Below are 15,214 nucleotides of genomic sequence, written 5' to 3'. Positions count from 1 at the left end.
GAGAGAGAGGCGACCACGCGGGTGGTGCAGGACCGAGAACTCAGGCGTTGGCGACGAGCCCCAGGCTCGACGGGAAGGCCATGAGCTCGTGCCGGGGCAGCACGCGCACGGTCCAGCCGAACTGGCCGGTGCGCTCGATGGGGACCTGGCCGGAGAACTTCGCCTTGCCGTCTTCGTAGGCCTCGACGAAGCCCAGCGACGTGGCGTCCCAGTCGACGAGGTCGTCGGTGCCGAGCTCGACGCGGCCGGCGACGACCTGCACGTCGACCTCGTGCGGCGCGAGGCCGTCGAGGGCGACGTAGGCGTCGACGCTCAGCTGCTCGCCGACGAGCGGGCTGTCGGAGATGCCGGAGCCCTCGACGTGGTCGACGTGCACGGCCGACCAGCCGGCGCGGGCGCGGGCCTTGTAGTCGGCGAGCGCGCGGGCGCCGGCGTGGTCGTCGGCGTTGACCCGGGCGTTGTGCGCGGCCGCGGGGGCGTAGAGCTGCTCGGTGTAGTCGCGGACCATCCGGGTGGCGAGCACCTTGGGCCCCAGGGTGGTGAGGGTGTGGCGCAGCATCGACAGCCAGTGCTGCGGCAGCCCCTGCTCGTCGACGTCGTAGAAGCGCGGCGCGACCTGGGTCTCGATGAGGTCGTAGAGCGCGGCGGCCTCGATGTCGTCGCGACGTCCCTCGTCCTCGACACCGTCGGCGGTGGGGATCGCCCAGCCGTTGTCGCCGTCGTACCACTCGTCCCACCAGCCGTCGAGGATGGAGAGGTTGAGCCCGCCGTTGAGCGCGGCCTTCATGCCCGAGGTGCCGCAGGCCTCGAAGGGGCGCAGCGGATTGTTGAGCCACACGTCGCACCCCGGGTAGAGGGTGCGGGCCATCGCGATGTCGTAGTTGGGCAGGAAGACGATGCGGTGGCGCACGTCGTGCTGGTCGGCGAAGCGGACCATCTGCTGGATGAGCTGCTTGCCGGTCTCGTCGGCCGGGTGCGACTTGCCGGCGATGACGAGCTGGACCGGGCGCTCCGGGTGGAGCAGCAGGGCCTTGAGCCGCTCGGGGTCGCGCAGCATGAGGGTGAGGCGCTTGTAGGTCGGCACCCGGCGGGCGAAGCCGATCGTCAGGACGTCGGGGTCGAGGACGGAGTCGGTCCAGCCGAGCTCGGCGTCGGTCGCCCCGCGCTTGCCCCAGCTCGCCCGCAGGCGGGCACGGGCGTCCTCGACGAGCCGGGCGCGCATCTGCGCCTTGGCCGCCCAGATCGCCTCGCCGGGCACGTCCCCGATCTGCAACCACTGGTCACCGGCCTCGACGTCTCGGCCCCCGAGGTACTCGGCGGCGACGTCGAAGACCGCGTCGTCGACCCAGGTCGGGGCGTGCACGCCGTTGGTGATCGAGGTGATCGGCACCTCCGAGTCGTCGAACCCCGGCCACAGCCCGTCGAACATCTCGCGGGAGACGTGCCCGTGCAGCTGCGAGACGCCGTTGGCGCGCTCGGCGAGGCGCAGCCCCATGACCGCCATGTTGAAGATGCCCTCGGAGCCGCCCTCGTAGGTCTCGGCGCCGAGCGCCCGCAGCTTGTCGAGCGGCACGCCCGGCAGCTCCTGCGCACCACCGAAGTAGCGCTCGAGCAGGCTGACGTCGAAGCGGTCGATGCCGGCGGGCACGGGGGTGTGCGTCGTGAAGACCGTGCCGGCCCGGGCGGCCTCCATCGCCTCCTCGAAGCTCATCCCCGCGGACTGGGTGAACTCGCTGATCCGCTCGATGCCGAGGAAGCCGGCGTGGCCCTCGTTGGTGTGGAAGACCTCCGGCTCGGGCGCTCCGGTGAGGCGCGACCACAGCCGCAGGGCGCGCACGCCGCCGATGCCGAGGAGCATCTCCTGCTGGAGGCGCTGCTCACCCCCGCCGCCGTAGAGCCGCTCGGTGACCGCGCGCATCGCGTCGTCGTTGCCGGGGACGTCGGAGTCGAGCAGGAGCAGCGGCACGCGGCCGACCTGGGCGCGCCACACGTGCGCGCGCAGCTGCCCGCCGCCGGGCATCGCGACGCTGATGACGCACGGGGTGCCGTCCGCCTCGCGCAGCAGGTGCAGCGGCAGCCCCTGCGGGTCGGCGACCGGATAGGTCTCCTGCTGCCAGCCGTCGGCGTTGAGGCTCTGCTTGAAGTAGCCGGTCTTGTAGAAGAGACCGACGCCGACGATCGGCACGCCGAGGTCGGAGGCCGCCTTGAGGTGGTCGCCGGCGAGGATGCCGAGGCCACCGGAGTACTGCGGCAGCACGGCGGTGATGCCGTACTCGGGGCTGAAGTAGGCGATCGAAGCGGGGGCGTCACCCTTCGCGCTCTCCTCCTGGAACCACCGCGGGGCGGACAGGTAGGCGTCGAGGTCGGCCTTGGCGGCGGCGACGCGGGAGACGAAGTCGGTGTCCGCGGCCAGCGCGTCGAGCTCGCTCGCCGAGAAGGCGGAGAGCATGCGAACAGGATCGTGGTGCACGGTGTCCCACCGCTGGGGGTCGATGCCGGCGAAGAGAGCGCGGGTCGGCGAGTGCCAGCTCCAGCGCAGGTTCATGGCCAGGTCGCCGAGGGCGGCGATCGGCTCGGGGAGGGCGGTTCGGACACTGAAACGTCGGATGGCCTTCACCCGGGCCATCTTTGCGCCTCCCAGCCGTTGTGGCCAAGTCCACACCGATGACCTCCCCCCGCTGGGGTCGACGCCCTGCGGCGGGTAGTTTCACAGGGGTGAGCACCGACTTCACCGTTGCCCCGTCCCCGACGACCGGCACGCCGGTCTCCGGGCCGCCGCAGTTCCCCCTCGGCCGCATCCCCGTCACGGGGGTGCGTCCGGTGGTCGACCACGGCGCCCGCCCCGCGAAGTCCGTCGTCGGCGAGCCCTTCACCGTCACTGCCGAGGTCTTCCGCGAGGGGCACGACGCGGTGAGCGCCACCCTCGTGCTCACCGACCCCGACGGCGCCGAGCGCCACCTGCCGATGACCTGCACCAACCCCGGCCTGAGCCTGTGGGAGGCCGAGGTCGTCGCCGACCGCGAGGGCCTGTGGCACTACCGCGTCGAGGGCTGGTCCCACCCGTGGGGCACGTGGGTGCACGACGCCGGCATCAAGATCCCGGCGGACATCGACGCCGACCTCATGCGGGAGGAGGGGGCGATCGTCCTCGACCGGGCCGCGGCCGAGCCCTTCCGTGACGAAGGGGGGCGGACCTCCCTTCGCCAGGCAGCGGCGGTCCTGCGCGACCTCACGGGTCACCAGGCGACCGCGGCGCTGCACCTCGTGACGACCGGTCCCGCTGCCGCGGAGCTCGAGGCCCGCCCGCTGCGCGAGCTGGTCAGCCCGAGCACGGACCTGCCGCTGCTCGTCGAGCGCGAGCTGGCGCTCTTCGGGTCCTGGTACGAGATCTTCCCCCGCAGCGAGGGGGCACGCTTCGACGAGGCGACCGGGCGGTGGGTCACGGGCACGCTGCGCACCGCGGCCCAGCGGCTGCCGGCGATCGCGGCGATGGGCTTCGACGTCGTCTACCTCACGCCGATCCACCCCATCGGCACGACCGCGCGCAAGGGGCCCAACAACACCCTCGAGGCCGGGCCCGACGACCCCGGCTCGCCGTATGCCATCGGCTCCCCCGACGGCGGGCACGACGCGATCCACCCCGAGCTGGGCACCTTCGAGGACTTCGACGCCTTCGTCGCCGACGCCACCCGGCTCGGCCTCGAGGTCGCCCTCGACCTCGCGCTGCAGTGCTCCCCCGACCACCCGTGGGTCACCGAGCACCCCGAGTGGTTCACGACGCGCGCGGACGGGACCATCGCCTATGCGGAGAACCCGCCGAAGAAGTACCAGGACATCTACCCGGTCAACTTCGACAACGACCCCGCCGGCATCTACGCCGAGGTGCGTCGCGTCGTCCAGGTGTGGATCGACCACGGGGTGAAGATCTTCCGCGTCGACAACCCGCACACCAAGCCGGTGGAGTTCTGGCAGTGGCTCATCGCCGATGTCGCCGTCGACCACCCCGACGTCATCTGGCTCTCCGAGGCCTTCACCAAGCCGGCGATGATGCACACCCTGGCCAAGGTCGGCTTCCAGCAGAGCTACACCTACTTCGCCTGGCGCACGACCGTGCCCGAGCTCGTCGAGTACGGCACCGAGGTGAGCGGCGAGGCCGCGGCCTACATGCGGCCGAGCTTCTGGCCGACGACGCACGACATCCTCACGCCCTACATGCAGTTCGGCGGGCGGGCCGCCTGGCAGGTGCGTGCCGCCCTCGCCGCGACGATGGTGCCGACGTGGGGCATCTACGCCGGCTACGAGCTCATGGAGCACGTCGCCCGCCCCGGCGCCGAGGAGCAGATCGACAACGAGAAGTACGAGCTCAAGGACCGCCGCTGGGCCGAGGTCGCCGAGCGCGGCGACTCGCTCATCGGGTGGCTGACGATGCTCAACCGCGCCCGCCGGCAGCACCCGAGCCTGCAGCTGCTGCGCAACCTGACCTTCCACCACGTCGACGACGAGAACCTCATCGCCTACTCCAAGTCGCGCACCCTCGACGACGGCACCGTCGACACCGTCATCGTCGTCGCCAACGTCGACCCGCACACCACGCGCGAGTCGACCCTGCGTCTCGACATGGGCGCCCTCGGCCTCGAGCCCGACGCGCGCTTCGAGGTGGAGGACCACGTGACCGGCGCGCGCTGGGAGTGGGGCCAGGCCACCTATGTGCGCCTCGGCCCCGACGCCGAGCCGGTGCACATCGTCTCGGTGCGGCGCTGATGGCCACCGTCCACGACGCCACCCTCGTCCCCTCGAAGCTCGAGCTGCTCGCCGGCTGGGTCGGCGAGCAGCGATGGTTCCCCGGCCAGGGCCGCCCAAGGCTGCGCCGTCTCGACTCGTGGCGCCTCGACGACCCGGCCGGCGAGGTCGGCATCGAGGTGATCGTCGTCCTTGACGAGTCCGGGCCGAGCCCGACCGTCCACCAGGTGCCGCTCACCTACCGCGGCGCTCCCCTGCCCGGCGGCGAGGCCGCGCTCGTCGGCGAGATGGAGCACTCCGTCCTCGGCCACCGGTGGGTCTACGACGCCCCGCACGACCCCGTCTTCGTCACCCAGCTCATGGCACTGCTCCGCGGGCGCGTTGCAGCACAGGCCGGCTCGGTGTCCGACACCGTCGACCCCGACGTCGTCGGGGCACCGCACCCGGCGTGGCCCGACGACCCGGTCGTCGCCTCGAGCCGGGTGCTCACCGGCGAGCAGTCCAACACCTCGGTCGTCGTGCAGCCGGCCCCCGGCACGGGCGCCCCGGTGATCCTCAAGGTCTTCCGCACCCTCTCCCCGGGCGACAACCCCGACATCACCCTCCAGGGTGCACTCGCCGCGTCGCACTCCCCCTTCGTCCCCGCGAGCGTCGGTCACGTGGCCGGCGCCTGGCAGCGGCCCGATGGCGAAGGGAGGGACGTCGGTCAGCTGGCCTTCGCCCAGGAGTATCTCGAGGGCACGACGGACGCGTGGCGCGAGTGCCTGCGGATGGCTGGCGACGGCACCGACTTCACCGCCCGGGCCCGCGAGCTCGGCCGGGCGACCGCCGAGGTCCACGCGACCCTGGCCCGCGCCCTGCCCACGGTGGCGCCCGGCGCCGACGAGGTCGCCCGCCGGGTCGCGGCCATGCGCCGCCGGGCCGCGATGGCGACGAGCGAGGTGCCCGGGCTGGCCGCCCAAGCGGCCGACCTGGAGGCCGTGTGGGCGGCCGCCGAGGAGGCGAGCTGGCCTGCGCTGCAACGCATCCACGGCGACCTCCACCTCGGCCAGGTGCTCGACGCGCCCGACCGCGGCTGGGTGCTCATCGACTTCGAGGGCGAGCCCCTGCGCCCCCTCGCCGAGCGCAACGCACCGGACTGCACCCTGCGCGACGTCGCCGGGGTGCTGCGCTCGCTCGACTACGTCGCCGGCACCGTCGAGCGGGCCGAGCCCGGCCGCGACGTCCGCCGCTGGTGCACGGCCGCACAGACCGCCTATCTCGACGGCTACGCCGACGTGGGCCCCGACCCGCGCTCCCACGGCGCGCTGCTCACCGCCTTCGTCCTCGACAAGGCCCTCTACGAGGTCGTCTACGAGGCGCGCACCCGCCCGACCTGGCTCGAGCTGCCGACGACCGCGATCGACCGACTGCTGCAGGAGGCACGCCCGTGACGCCCGTCCCCGACTCCGCCCTGCCCGGCGCCCTGTGGGCCGTGACCCACGGGCGCAGCGCCCAGCCGCACGACGTCCTGGGCCAGCACCTCGAGGAGGGCGGACTGCGCGTGCGGGTGCGTCGACCGCTCGCCACCCGGGTGCGCGTGCGCTTCGAGGACGACGTCGTCGTCGATCTCCAGCACGAGAACGATGGCATCTTCTCCGGCCTGCGCCCCGACGCGACCCGCACGATGGACTACCGGGTCCTCACGACCTGGGAGGACGGCATCGAGCACGTCGGCGACGACCCCTACCGCTTCGTGCCGACGCTCGGCGACGTCGACCTGCACCTCATCGGCGAGGGCCGCCACGAGCAGCTGTGGACCGTGCTCGGCGCCCGACCGCAGCGCTACGACGGGCCGATGGGGCCGGTGCACGGTGTCGCCTTCGCCGTGTGGGCCCCACGGGCCAAGGCCGTCCACGTCATCGGCGACTTCAACGGCTGGGACGAGCGCACCCACCCGATGCGCCTGCTCGGCGAGTCCGGCGTGTGGGAGCTCTTCGTCCCCGACGCCGCGGTCGGCAGCGTCTACAAGTTCGCCGTGCGCGGCGCCGACGACGTGCTGCGGCACAAGGCGGACCCGATGGCCCGGCTCGCCGAGACCGCCCCGGCGACCGGCTCGGTCGTCACCGAGAGCACGTATGCGTGGCGCGATGCCGAGTGGCTGGCCGAGCGTGCCGAGCGCGACCCGCACACCGGCCGGATGAGCGTCTACGAGGTGCACCTCGGGTCCTGGCGCCAGGGGCTGACCTATCGCGAGCTGGCGACCGAGCTCGTCGACCACGTGCGCGAGCACGGCTTCTCGCACGTCGAGCTCATGCCGGTCATGGACCACCCCTACCCGCCGTCGTGGGGCTACCACGTGACGAGCTACTTCGCGCCCAACTCGCGCTTCGGCCACCCCGACGACTTCCGCCACCTCGTCGACGAGCTGCACCGCGCTGGCATCGGCGTGCTGCTCGACTGGGTGCCGGGGCACTTCGCGACCGACGAGTGGGCCCTCGTGCGCTTCGACGGGCTGCCGCTCTACGAGCACCCCGACCCGCGCCGCGGCTGGCAGCCCGACTGGGGCAGCTATGTCTTCGACTTCGGTCGCCCCGAGGTGCGCAACTTCCTCGTCGCCAACGCGCTGTACTGGCTCGAGGAGTTCCACGTCGACGGGCTGCGCGTCGACGGCGTCGCCTCGATGCTCTACCTCGACTACTCCCGCCAGGCCGGCGAGTGGGTGCCCAATGTCCACGGCGGGCGCGAGAACCTCGAGGCCGTCGCGCTCCTGCAGGAGATCAACGCGACCGCCTACCGCCGCTCCCCCGGCATCGTCACCATCGCCGAGGAGTCGACCGCCTGGCCGGGCGTCACCCGGCGCACGAGCGAGGGCGGCCTCGGCTTCGGGCTGAAGTGGAACATGGGCTGGATGAACGACGCCCTGCGCTATCTCGCGGAGGACCCGATCAACCGCGAGCACCACCACCGGCTGCTCACCTTCGCGATGATGTACGCCTACGCCGAGCACTACCTGCTGCCGATCAGCCACGACGAGGTCGTCCACGGCAAGGGCTCGATGCCCTACAAGATCCCCGGCGGCGACGCCGAGCGCTTCGCGACGCTGCGCGCCTTCTACGCCTACCAGTGGGCCTTCCCGGGCAAGCAGCTGATCTTCATGGGCACGGAGTTCGGGCAGACGAGCGAGTGGTCGGAGAGCCGCTCCCTCGACTGGCACCTGCTCGACCACGCCGACCACCGGCGCCTCGGCGAGCTCGTCGCCGACCTCAACTCCTTCGCCACGGCGCACCCGGCGATGTGGGCGCTCGACGCGCAACCGGCCGGCTTCCAGTGGCTCGACGCGGACGACGAGCAGGGCAACACCGTCTCCTTCCTGCGCTTCGGCGACGGCGAGCGCCACGACGACGTCGTCGCCGTGGTCGTCAACTTCGGCGGGGTGGCGCGGACCCCCCTTCGCATCGGTCTGCCGAAGGGGGGTCGCTGGGAGGTCGCGCTCGACACCTGCGGCTACGACGGAGCCGGCTCACCGAGCCAGGCGGGCGTCGTCGTCACGGCGCAGGAATGGCCCTGGCAGGGCCAGCCGTGGTCGGCGGAGGTGCACGTGGCGGCGCTCGGCGCGGTCTACCTCACGCCGGTCGCCGAGGTGGGTCAGGCCGGGCGCAGCGTGCCGTAGGTCCGGGAGCCGGACCACATCTTGCGCTTGCTGACCATGCGGCCCGAGGAGGGCGCGTCGACGATGTAGCCGTTGCCGACGTAGACGCCGACGTGGTAGCTGCCGTAGAAGACGAGGTCGCCGGGGCGCAGCCAGGTCTTCGAGGTCTGGCGCACGGCCGCCTTCTGCTGGGAGACGGTGCGCGGGAGCTTCACGCCCTGCTTGGCGAAGACCGTCTGGACGAAGCCGGAGCAGTCGGCGCCGGTCCACAGCGAGGTGCCGCCGTAGCGGTAGGGGGTCTTGCTGACCCGCGACTTCGCGAGCGTCGTGGCGTCCGTGCGGTCGCCCGACGAGGCGGTGACCTTCGTGGCGGCCTCGGCCGGCGCCGGGGCGACGGTCTCGGCAGCGACACCACCGGTGGCGGCGACCGCGAGGGCGGACAGGGCGGTCGTGATCTTGGGCAGGTGACGCATGGCGTGGCTTCCGGATAGGCGCAGGGGCGCACCGATGGTCACAGACAGATCACGGGTCGGTCAAGTCGAGGTCACGGGCAGCGTGTCGTCGTTGCCAACTTCACGCCACCCGCGGCCGGTGATCTAGAAGAGCGCGCTCATGAGCGTCGTGCGGCCCTTGCGCACGCGCTCGTCCTGCGAGCCCACGACGGAGAAGAGGTCGAGCAGGTGCGCCTTGACCCGCTCGCGGTCCTCGTCGGCCGTGACCCGCACGAGGTCGATGAGCCGGGTGAAGGCGTCCTCGACGTGCCCGCCGAGGACGTCGAGGTCGGCGACGACGAGGGCCGCGTCGATGTCCTGCGGGTCTCCGGCAGCTGCCTCGCGGGCGGCCTGCAGGTCGACGCCCCGGGTGCGGCGCATCAGGCCGACCTGGGCGAGCCCGAGCTGGGCCTCGGTGTCCTTGGGGTCGGCGGCGATGGCCTGCTCGTAGGCGGCGGCCGCCGCGTCGAGGTCGTCGCGCTCGATGGCCTCGTAGGCCTCCTGGTGCAGGGGCGGCAGCTCGTCCTCGGCGCCCTCGGGCGCGGCCGCGCCGCTGACCCGTCCGGTGACCCCGTGCTGGACCGCGACCTGCAGCAGCTGGTCGACGACCTGGCGGAACTGCTCGCGGTCGACGAGCCCGCTGAAGAGCGGCACCGGCTGCCCGCCGACGAGACCGAGGGCGAGGGGCACCTCGGGCGGCTGGATCGCCTGGGTGATCTGAGGGTTGGTCGCGATGTCGATGCTCACGACCTGCAGGCGACCGTCGAGGGCGCCGGCGATGTCGAGCGCGTCGTCGAGCAGCGCCTTGCTCTGCGGCTGCTGCGACGACCAGACGACGGCGACGGAGGGCACGACGCTGGAGCGGCCGACGATCTGGTTGAAGGTCGCGTCGGTCGCCTCGACGAGCATGGCGTCGAGACCACCGGCGGGAGCACCGGCGGCAGGTGCGCCGCCAGCGGCCGCACCACCAGCGGCACCACGCGGTGCACCGGCGCCAGCGGCCGGGGAGTCGGGACGGGCGGGGGCGCCGAGCCCGGAGAGGTCGACGGCGCCGCGCAGGGCTCGGGTCGGGTCGTTCATGCCGTCATTGTCCCCCACCGGCCCGGGCCGCCGGCACCCGGCGTCGAGCGCCGGGAGCCGGTCGGGCCCGTCAGCTGCCGGCTGCGGAGGCGACGACCTCGCTGGCACCGACGACGCGGGCCTTGCCCTGCTCCGGGGTGACGAGCGCGAGGGTCTCGACGTGCTTGACCGAGAGCGCGCGCTCCACCGTCGACGCGTCGAGCACGTACTTGAGCGCCGGCTCGCGGACCTTGAGCTCCTTGAGCTTGTTGGTCGCGCGGATCGTGTCGGTGCGGGTCATCGGCAGGAAGGTGATCGCCCCGCCGTCGGCGAGCTCGAAGCTCACCGTCTCGCCCTTGGCCACCGTCTGGCGCTGCGCGTAGTAGCCGAGGTCCCCGAGGTCCTCCTTGGTCTTCGCGGCGTTCTTCTTCAGCGCCTGGGAGAAGCCGTCGCCGACGGACACCTCCTTGGAGGCCTTCTTCGACGCGGGGAAGGCGACCCCCTTCGCCCAGGCATTGGCGGCGGAGGTGACGTCCTGCTCGGGCGCGGAGGAGAGCTTGACCGCGGCTCCCTCCTCGACGGGCGGCAGCGCGGGGACGCTCGCCCCGGCGGCCATCGGCACGTCGGCGAAGAGCGTGTAGGCCCGGTCCGCGCTCTGCGCGACGAGCACGTGCAGGTGCTGCACGTCGCCGGTGCGCGAGGTCGCGAGGACGGCCCGAGGCCAGTCGGTGCCGCGGCTGACCGCGAGCACCTCGAGGTCCTTGGGGGTGGCCGTGGAGCGGCCGGAGACGTCCTTGCTCGTGACGACGGCCTCGATCTCGCGCAGGGCGGGGCCGCTGAGCAGCTCCTTGCGCAGCCGGGTGTCGTCCTCGGCGAGGCTCACGCCGGCGACGTCGCCGACGACCCGACTGGCGACCTTGGTCGCGGTCGTCGTCGTGATCGACGCGCCGTCGGAGCGCTCGGCCGGGGCGTCGTGGACACCGGCGATGGACGAGCCGACGCCGCAGCCACCGAGGGCGAGCGGCAGGGCCAGGACGAAGGGGGTCAGACGGCGGCTCATGCGCGGGCCTCCTCGGTGGTCGGGCGGGCGGTCCGGTCACGGCGACCGCCGAGGCGCCCGAAGGAGCGGGCGAGCAGGGCCAGGCCGAGCAGCAGCACGACGATGCCGACGACGAGGGTCGTCAGGGCCTTCGTGCCCCAACCACCGTCGACGACGGTCATCGTCACGGAGTCGACCTCGGCGCCCGTGGGGGCCGCGACGACGAGGGTCTGCGGGGCGTCGGCCTGCTCGATGGTGCGGGTGACCTCGCCGTCGCCGGTGGTCGTCTCCTGCCACACGTCGAGGGTGCCCGGCGAGACCGCCTTGCCGGAGCCCTCGTCGGTGCTCACGAGGGCCCAGTCGGAGACGTCGACGCCGGCCACGTGGGCGCGGGCGCCGTCGCCGAGGAGGGCCTCGACGTCGGAGGGGCGCGCGGTGCCGGACCACATGCGGCCGGAGCCGGTCGCGGTGATCTCGACGGGGTGGTCGACACGGTTGAGCACGTCGGGCTCGAGGACGACGACGCGCTGGCCGGGCTCGGCGGTGAAGGTGGCGGTGCCGGAGGTGCCGAGGTTGGCGAGGAACCAACCGCCGACCACCGCGGCGACGAGGCCGAGGAGGGCCAGGATCGCGCCGGCCACGCGCTGCAGGAGCGTGCTCACATCGGGGACTTTCCGTGGGACATCAGGGGGTGCCCACCGAGGTGGCGGACGATCCACCATCCCAAAGACCCCCGAAGGTCACAAAATCGTCACGACTGCGTCGGGTCGTCGAGCAGGCCCCGGACCCGCTCGACCTTGGCGCTCATCTGGCCCGAGCGACCGGCGCGGATGTCGGCCTTCATGACCAGGCTCACCCGGTCTCCGTAGGGCCCCATCGCGTCGACACAGCCCTTGACGACGGCCATGACCTCGTCCCACTCCCCTTCGATCGTCGTGAACATCGAGCCGAGGTCGTGCGGCAGCCCGCTGTCACGCACGACCCTCAGGGCGGCGGCCACGGCCTCGGCGTAGGAACCGGTCGGGTCAGGCGTGGCCGGGGCGATCGAGAAGGCAAGCAGCACAGGGGACTCCGATCACTTCGTCATCTTGATCTGACCGTCGATGCGGGTCAGCACATAGGTGTGGGTCTCGGCGCTCGGGGCCTTGCCCTTGCCCTTGCCCTTGGCCTTGGGGTGGTACTCGATGGTGACGGTCGCGGCGCTCGCGTCCTCGTCCCACGACAGGTCCGTGACCTTGGCCTTGTCGATCGAGTCCCAGAAGCCGTCGTAGCCGGCCCGGTCGGTCTGCCGCCTCGGGGCGAGCATGTCCCAGGCCGCGTCGCGGTCGCTCGTCACGGTCGCGAAGTAGGTGTCGATGAAGTCGCGCGCCTCGTCCTCGCTGATCTGCTCCTCGTCCGCGTCCGGACTCGTGGGCTCTTCTGAGGAGCTCTCGGAGGTGGACGACTGGGTGGGGGTCGAGGTCGTCGTCTCCGTCGTCGTCTCGGTGAGCGTCTCGGGTTCGCTCGAGGTCGGCTCCTGCTGGGTCCCGGTCGACGACAAGCCACCGCTCCCGGTGCCCTCGTCCCCCTGCGACATCGCGAAGGCGATCGCCCCGATCGCCAGCGCGACGACACCGGCGACGAGCACGGCCCACAGCAGGGCATTGCCCCGGCGCGGCGGCGGCGCCTGCCCCGTCTGACGAAGGGGGGCTCCCCCCGGTCCCGCAGCCCCCGCCGCGGGGGCCACGGTCGTCGCGGCGGGTGCGGGCGAGGCGCCGGCCGTGCCACCGGCGGCGACGCTCTCGAGCCGGCGCAGGACCTGGGCCATCGTGCCGCGACGTGCGGGGTCGCGCGAGAGCATGTCGGCGAGGACCGGCTCGAGCGCGCCGGCGCGCTCGGGGCGGCGCGGGGGCCGCGAGGAGATGCTGCGCAGGGTCGCCAGGGCATTGCCCTGCGAGGGGTAGGCGTCCTGGCCCTCGACGGCGAAGTAGATCGTCGCGCCGAGCGCCCAGACATCCGCGGACTCGCCACCCTCGCCGCCCACGGCGACCTCGGGGGCCATGTAGCTCGGGGTGCCCGTCACGAGACCGGTCTGGGTCAGCTGGTCGTCGGTGCCGGCCCGGGCGATGCCGAAGTCGCCGAGCTTGGGCCGGCCCCCGCCGATGAGGACATTGGCCGGCTTGACGTCGCGGTGGACGATGCCCGCCCGGTGCGCCGCCGCGAGCGCGCCCGCGAGCTGCGCACCGAGGTCCGCCGCTCCCTTCGGCGTCATCGGGCCGCGCTCGCGCACCGCCGACGAGAGGGTCGGGCCGGCGACGTACTCCATGACCAGCCACGGCGTGCCGTCGTGCTCGGTGACGTCGTAGACGGCGACGACGTTGGGGTGGTTGAGCGCGGCCGCGGCCCGTGCCTCGCGCATGGCGCGACGGGTCTCCCCTTCGCTCTCGCCGGGGAAGTCACCGATCTGCTTGACCGCCACCCGGCGGCCGAGGACGGTGTCGCGAGCCAGCCACACGGTGCCCATGCCCCCGCGGCCGATCGGTCGCAGGCGCTCGTAGCGGCCACCGATGAGCTCGGGCGTTGTGTCGTCAGTCATGTCCGGGCCAGCGTAGACGGCCGGGCCCGGCTACCGGGACGTAGACTGCCGACCCAGGGCACTCGCCCAGTCCAGACACCTCAGATCCAGGGGGATCCACGCATGTCCTACCCAGCCCCGCCTCCGCCCGGTGGCGCCGGTGGCCCCAACCCCTACCAGGCGCCGTACGGCAGCGCCCCCCAGGGCATCCCGCCGAAGAAGCAGGACAACACCCTGTGGTGGGTCCTCGGCATCATCGCCGCGGTCGTCATCCTGTGCTGCTGCTCGGTCGGCGGGTTCTTCCTCTTCGTGGCCAACGAGGCCAGCGACCAGGTCTCGAGCTACAGCTCGTCGGCCAACTCGTCGAAGAATGCCGACGCAGCCGGCGCGAGCACCGTCTCCGAGGGCGGCTCGATCACCGTCGACGGCGCCGCCGTCCAGAGCGGGTGGTCGATCGACTCGACCGGCGACGTGGTGAACCTGAGCGTCAGCAACACGAGCGGCACGGCCGACTCCTTCTACCTGACCTTCTACCTGATGGAGGACGGCAACGTCCTCGACGACGTCACGTGCAACACGTCCTACCTCGAGCCCGGCGAGACGGACAGCAACGTCACCTGCATCGGCGCGGTCTTCGACGTCGACGACCGCGACGAGATCCGGGTCTCCGAGGGCCTCTGACCCAGCCCTCCCGCACCGTCCTGAGTCCGCATCTCCCTGGGGAGATGCGGACTCAGGACATGTCGAGGGTCGTGAGCAGCTCGTCGACGGCGGCATAGGGGTCGCTGCTGCCGTCGACGACGCGCTCGGCGAGCGACTGCAACAGCCCACCCGAGCCGAGGTCGCCCATCCGGGCGCGCAGCCGGGCGATGGCCAGGGCCGTGATCTCGTCGCGGGCGCGCGCGGTGCGCCGCCGGCGCAGGGTGCCGCTCGAGGCGAGGTGCTGCAGGTGGTCGGTGACGGCCGTGACGACGTCGTCGACGCCGTCGCCGTTCATCGCGGAGGCGCGCACGACCCGGCGGCGCCAGCCGCCGGGGGCGGTCCCCTCGCCCAGCTGGATCATGTGCCGCAGGTCGCGGACGGTCGCGTCGGCACCCTCACGGTCGGCCTTGTTGACGACGAACACGTCACCGATCTCGAGGATCCCCGCCTTGGCCGCCTGGATCCCGTCGCCCATGCCGGGCGCGAGGAGCACGAGCGTCGTGTCGGCGGCGCCGGCGATCTCGACCTCCGACTGGCCGACGCCGACCGTCTCGACGAGCACGGTGTCGAAGCCCGCGGCGTCGAGGACCCGCACGGCTTGCGGCGTCGAGACCGACAGCCCGCCGAGGTGCCCGCGGCTGGCGAGCGAGCGGATCCACACGCCCGGGTCGCTCGCCGAGTCGGTCATCCGGATGCGGTCGCCGAGCAGCGCACCGCCGCTGAAGGGTGAGGACGGGTCGACGGCCAGCACCGCGACCCGCTGACCCTGCTCGCGCAGGGCCCGCACGAGGGCATTGGTCGTCGTCGACTTGCCGACGCCGGGGGCCCCGGTGATGCCGACGACGTGCGCCCGGCCGGTGTGCGGCGCGAGCAGCCGCATGACCTCGGGGAGGTCCGGGTGCTGGTCGTCGACGAGCGAGACCAGACGCCCGATGGCACGGGACGTCCCCGTCCTGGCCTCCTCGACCAGGACGGGGACGTCGACGCTGCGGCTCAAG

General features: G+C 72.7%; 12 protein-coding genes. 4 read left to right on the top strand and 8 right to left on the bottom strand.

What is annotated here, in order from left to right:
- Positions 1-40: 40 nt before the first annotated feature.
- Positions 41-2,617, bottom strand: coding sequence for an alpha-glucan family phosphorylase (glgP, locus tag ACQBJO_RS04845; protein ID WP_421006952.1), 2,577 nt, complete (start codon positions 2,615-2,617; stop codon positions 41-43).
- Positions 2,618-2,664: 47 nt separating this feature from the next.
- Here glgP and ACQBJO_RS04840 point away from each other — a divergent pair, with 47 nt between their 5' ends.
- Genes ACQBJO_RS04840 through glgB form a run of 3 tightly spaced genes read left to right on the top strand, consistent with a single transcriptional unit; the run spans position 2,665 to position 8,392 of the window.
- Positions 2,665-4,761, top strand: coding sequence for an alpha-1,4-glucan--maltose-1-phosphate maltosyltransferase (locus ACQBJO_RS04840; RefSeq protein ID WP_421006953.1), 2,097 nt, complete (start codon positions 2,665-2,667; stop codon positions 4,759-4,761).
- Positions 4,761-6,173: a maltokinase N-terminal cap-like domain-containing protein gene (locus ACQBJO_RS04835; RefSeq protein ID WP_421006954.1), complete on the top strand. Its 1,413-nt coding sequence runs from the start codon at positions 4,761-4,763 to the stop codon at positions 6,171-6,173. The genes ACQBJO_RS04840 and ACQBJO_RS04835 overlap by 1 nt, the downstream gene beginning before the upstream one ends.
- Positions 6,170-8,392, top strand: coding sequence for a 1,4-alpha-glucan branching protein GlgB (glgB, locus tag ACQBJO_RS04830; protein WP_421006955.1), 2,223 nt, complete (start codon positions 6,170-6,172; stop codon positions 8,390-8,392). Before ACQBJO_RS04835 ends, glgB begins: the two co-directional genes overlap by 4 nt.
- Here glgB and ACQBJO_RS04825 read toward each other — a convergent pair.
- The 6 genes from ACQBJO_RS04825 to ACQBJO_RS04800 form a co-directional block, all read right to left on the bottom strand.
- A complete protein-coding gene (locus ACQBJO_RS04825) occupies positions 8,368-8,844 on the bottom strand; it encodes a C40 family peptidase (RefSeq protein ID WP_421006956.1) in 477 nt (158 codons plus the stop codon). The two genes, glgB and ACQBJO_RS04825, sit on opposite strands and share 25 nt — an antisense overlap.
- A gap of 123 nt (positions 8,845-8,967) precedes the next feature.
- Positions 8,968-9,942, bottom strand: coding sequence for a tetratricopeptide repeat protein (locus tag ACQBJO_RS04820; protein ID WP_421006957.1), 975 nt, complete (start codon positions 9,940-9,942; stop codon positions 8,968-8,970).
- 70 nt (positions 9,943-10,012) lie between these two features.
- Entirely contained in the window at positions 10,013-10,981 is a 969-nt protein-coding gene (locus tag ACQBJO_RS04815; protein ID WP_255185644.1) for a hypothetical protein, read from the bottom strand.
- Positions 10,978-11,622: a hypothetical protein gene (locus ACQBJO_RS04810; protein ID WP_255185643.1), complete on the bottom strand. Its 645-nt coding sequence runs from the start codon at positions 11,620-11,622 to the stop codon at positions 10,978-10,980. Before ACQBJO_RS04810 ends, ACQBJO_RS04815 begins: the two co-directional genes overlap by 4 nt.
- Positions 11,623-11,711: 89 nt before the next feature.
- Positions 11,712-12,023, bottom strand: coding sequence for a thiamine-binding protein (locus ACQBJO_RS04805; protein ID WP_255185642.1), 312 nt, complete (start codon positions 12,021-12,023; stop codon positions 11,712-11,714).
- Between the two features lie 12 nt (positions 12,024-12,035).
- The gene (locus ACQBJO_RS04800) at positions 12,036-13,535 is read right to left on the bottom strand and encodes a serine/threonine-protein kinase (protein WP_421006958.1); all 1,500 of its coding nucleotides are present in this window, start codon (positions 13,533-13,535) and stop codon (positions 12,036-12,038) included.
- 102 nt (positions 13,536-13,637) lie between these two features.
- Here ACQBJO_RS04800 and ACQBJO_RS04795 point away from each other — a divergent pair, with 102 nt between their 5' ends.
- On the top strand, positions 13,638-14,195 hold the full coding sequence (locus tag ACQBJO_RS04795; protein ID WP_255185640.1) for a hypothetical protein: 558 nt from the start codon (positions 13,638-13,640) through the stop codon (positions 14,193-14,195).
- A 52-nt stretch (positions 14,196-14,247) separates the two neighbouring features.
- Here ACQBJO_RS04795 and meaB read toward each other — a convergent pair whose 3' ends face one another.
- Entirely contained in the window at positions 14,248-15,213 is a 966-nt protein-coding gene (meaB, locus tag ACQBJO_RS04790) for a methylmalonyl Co-A mutase-associated GTPase MeaB (RefSeq protein WP_255185639.1), read from the bottom strand.
- Between the last annotated feature and the right edge of the window lies 1 nt (position 15,214).

Source organism: Janibacter zhangyanbonis (assembly GCF_050507325.1).
GTDB lineage: Bacteria > Actinomycetota > Actinomycetes > Actinomycetales > Dermatophilaceae > Janibacter.
This window is presented reverse-complemented; position numbering and strand designations above follow the sequence as displayed.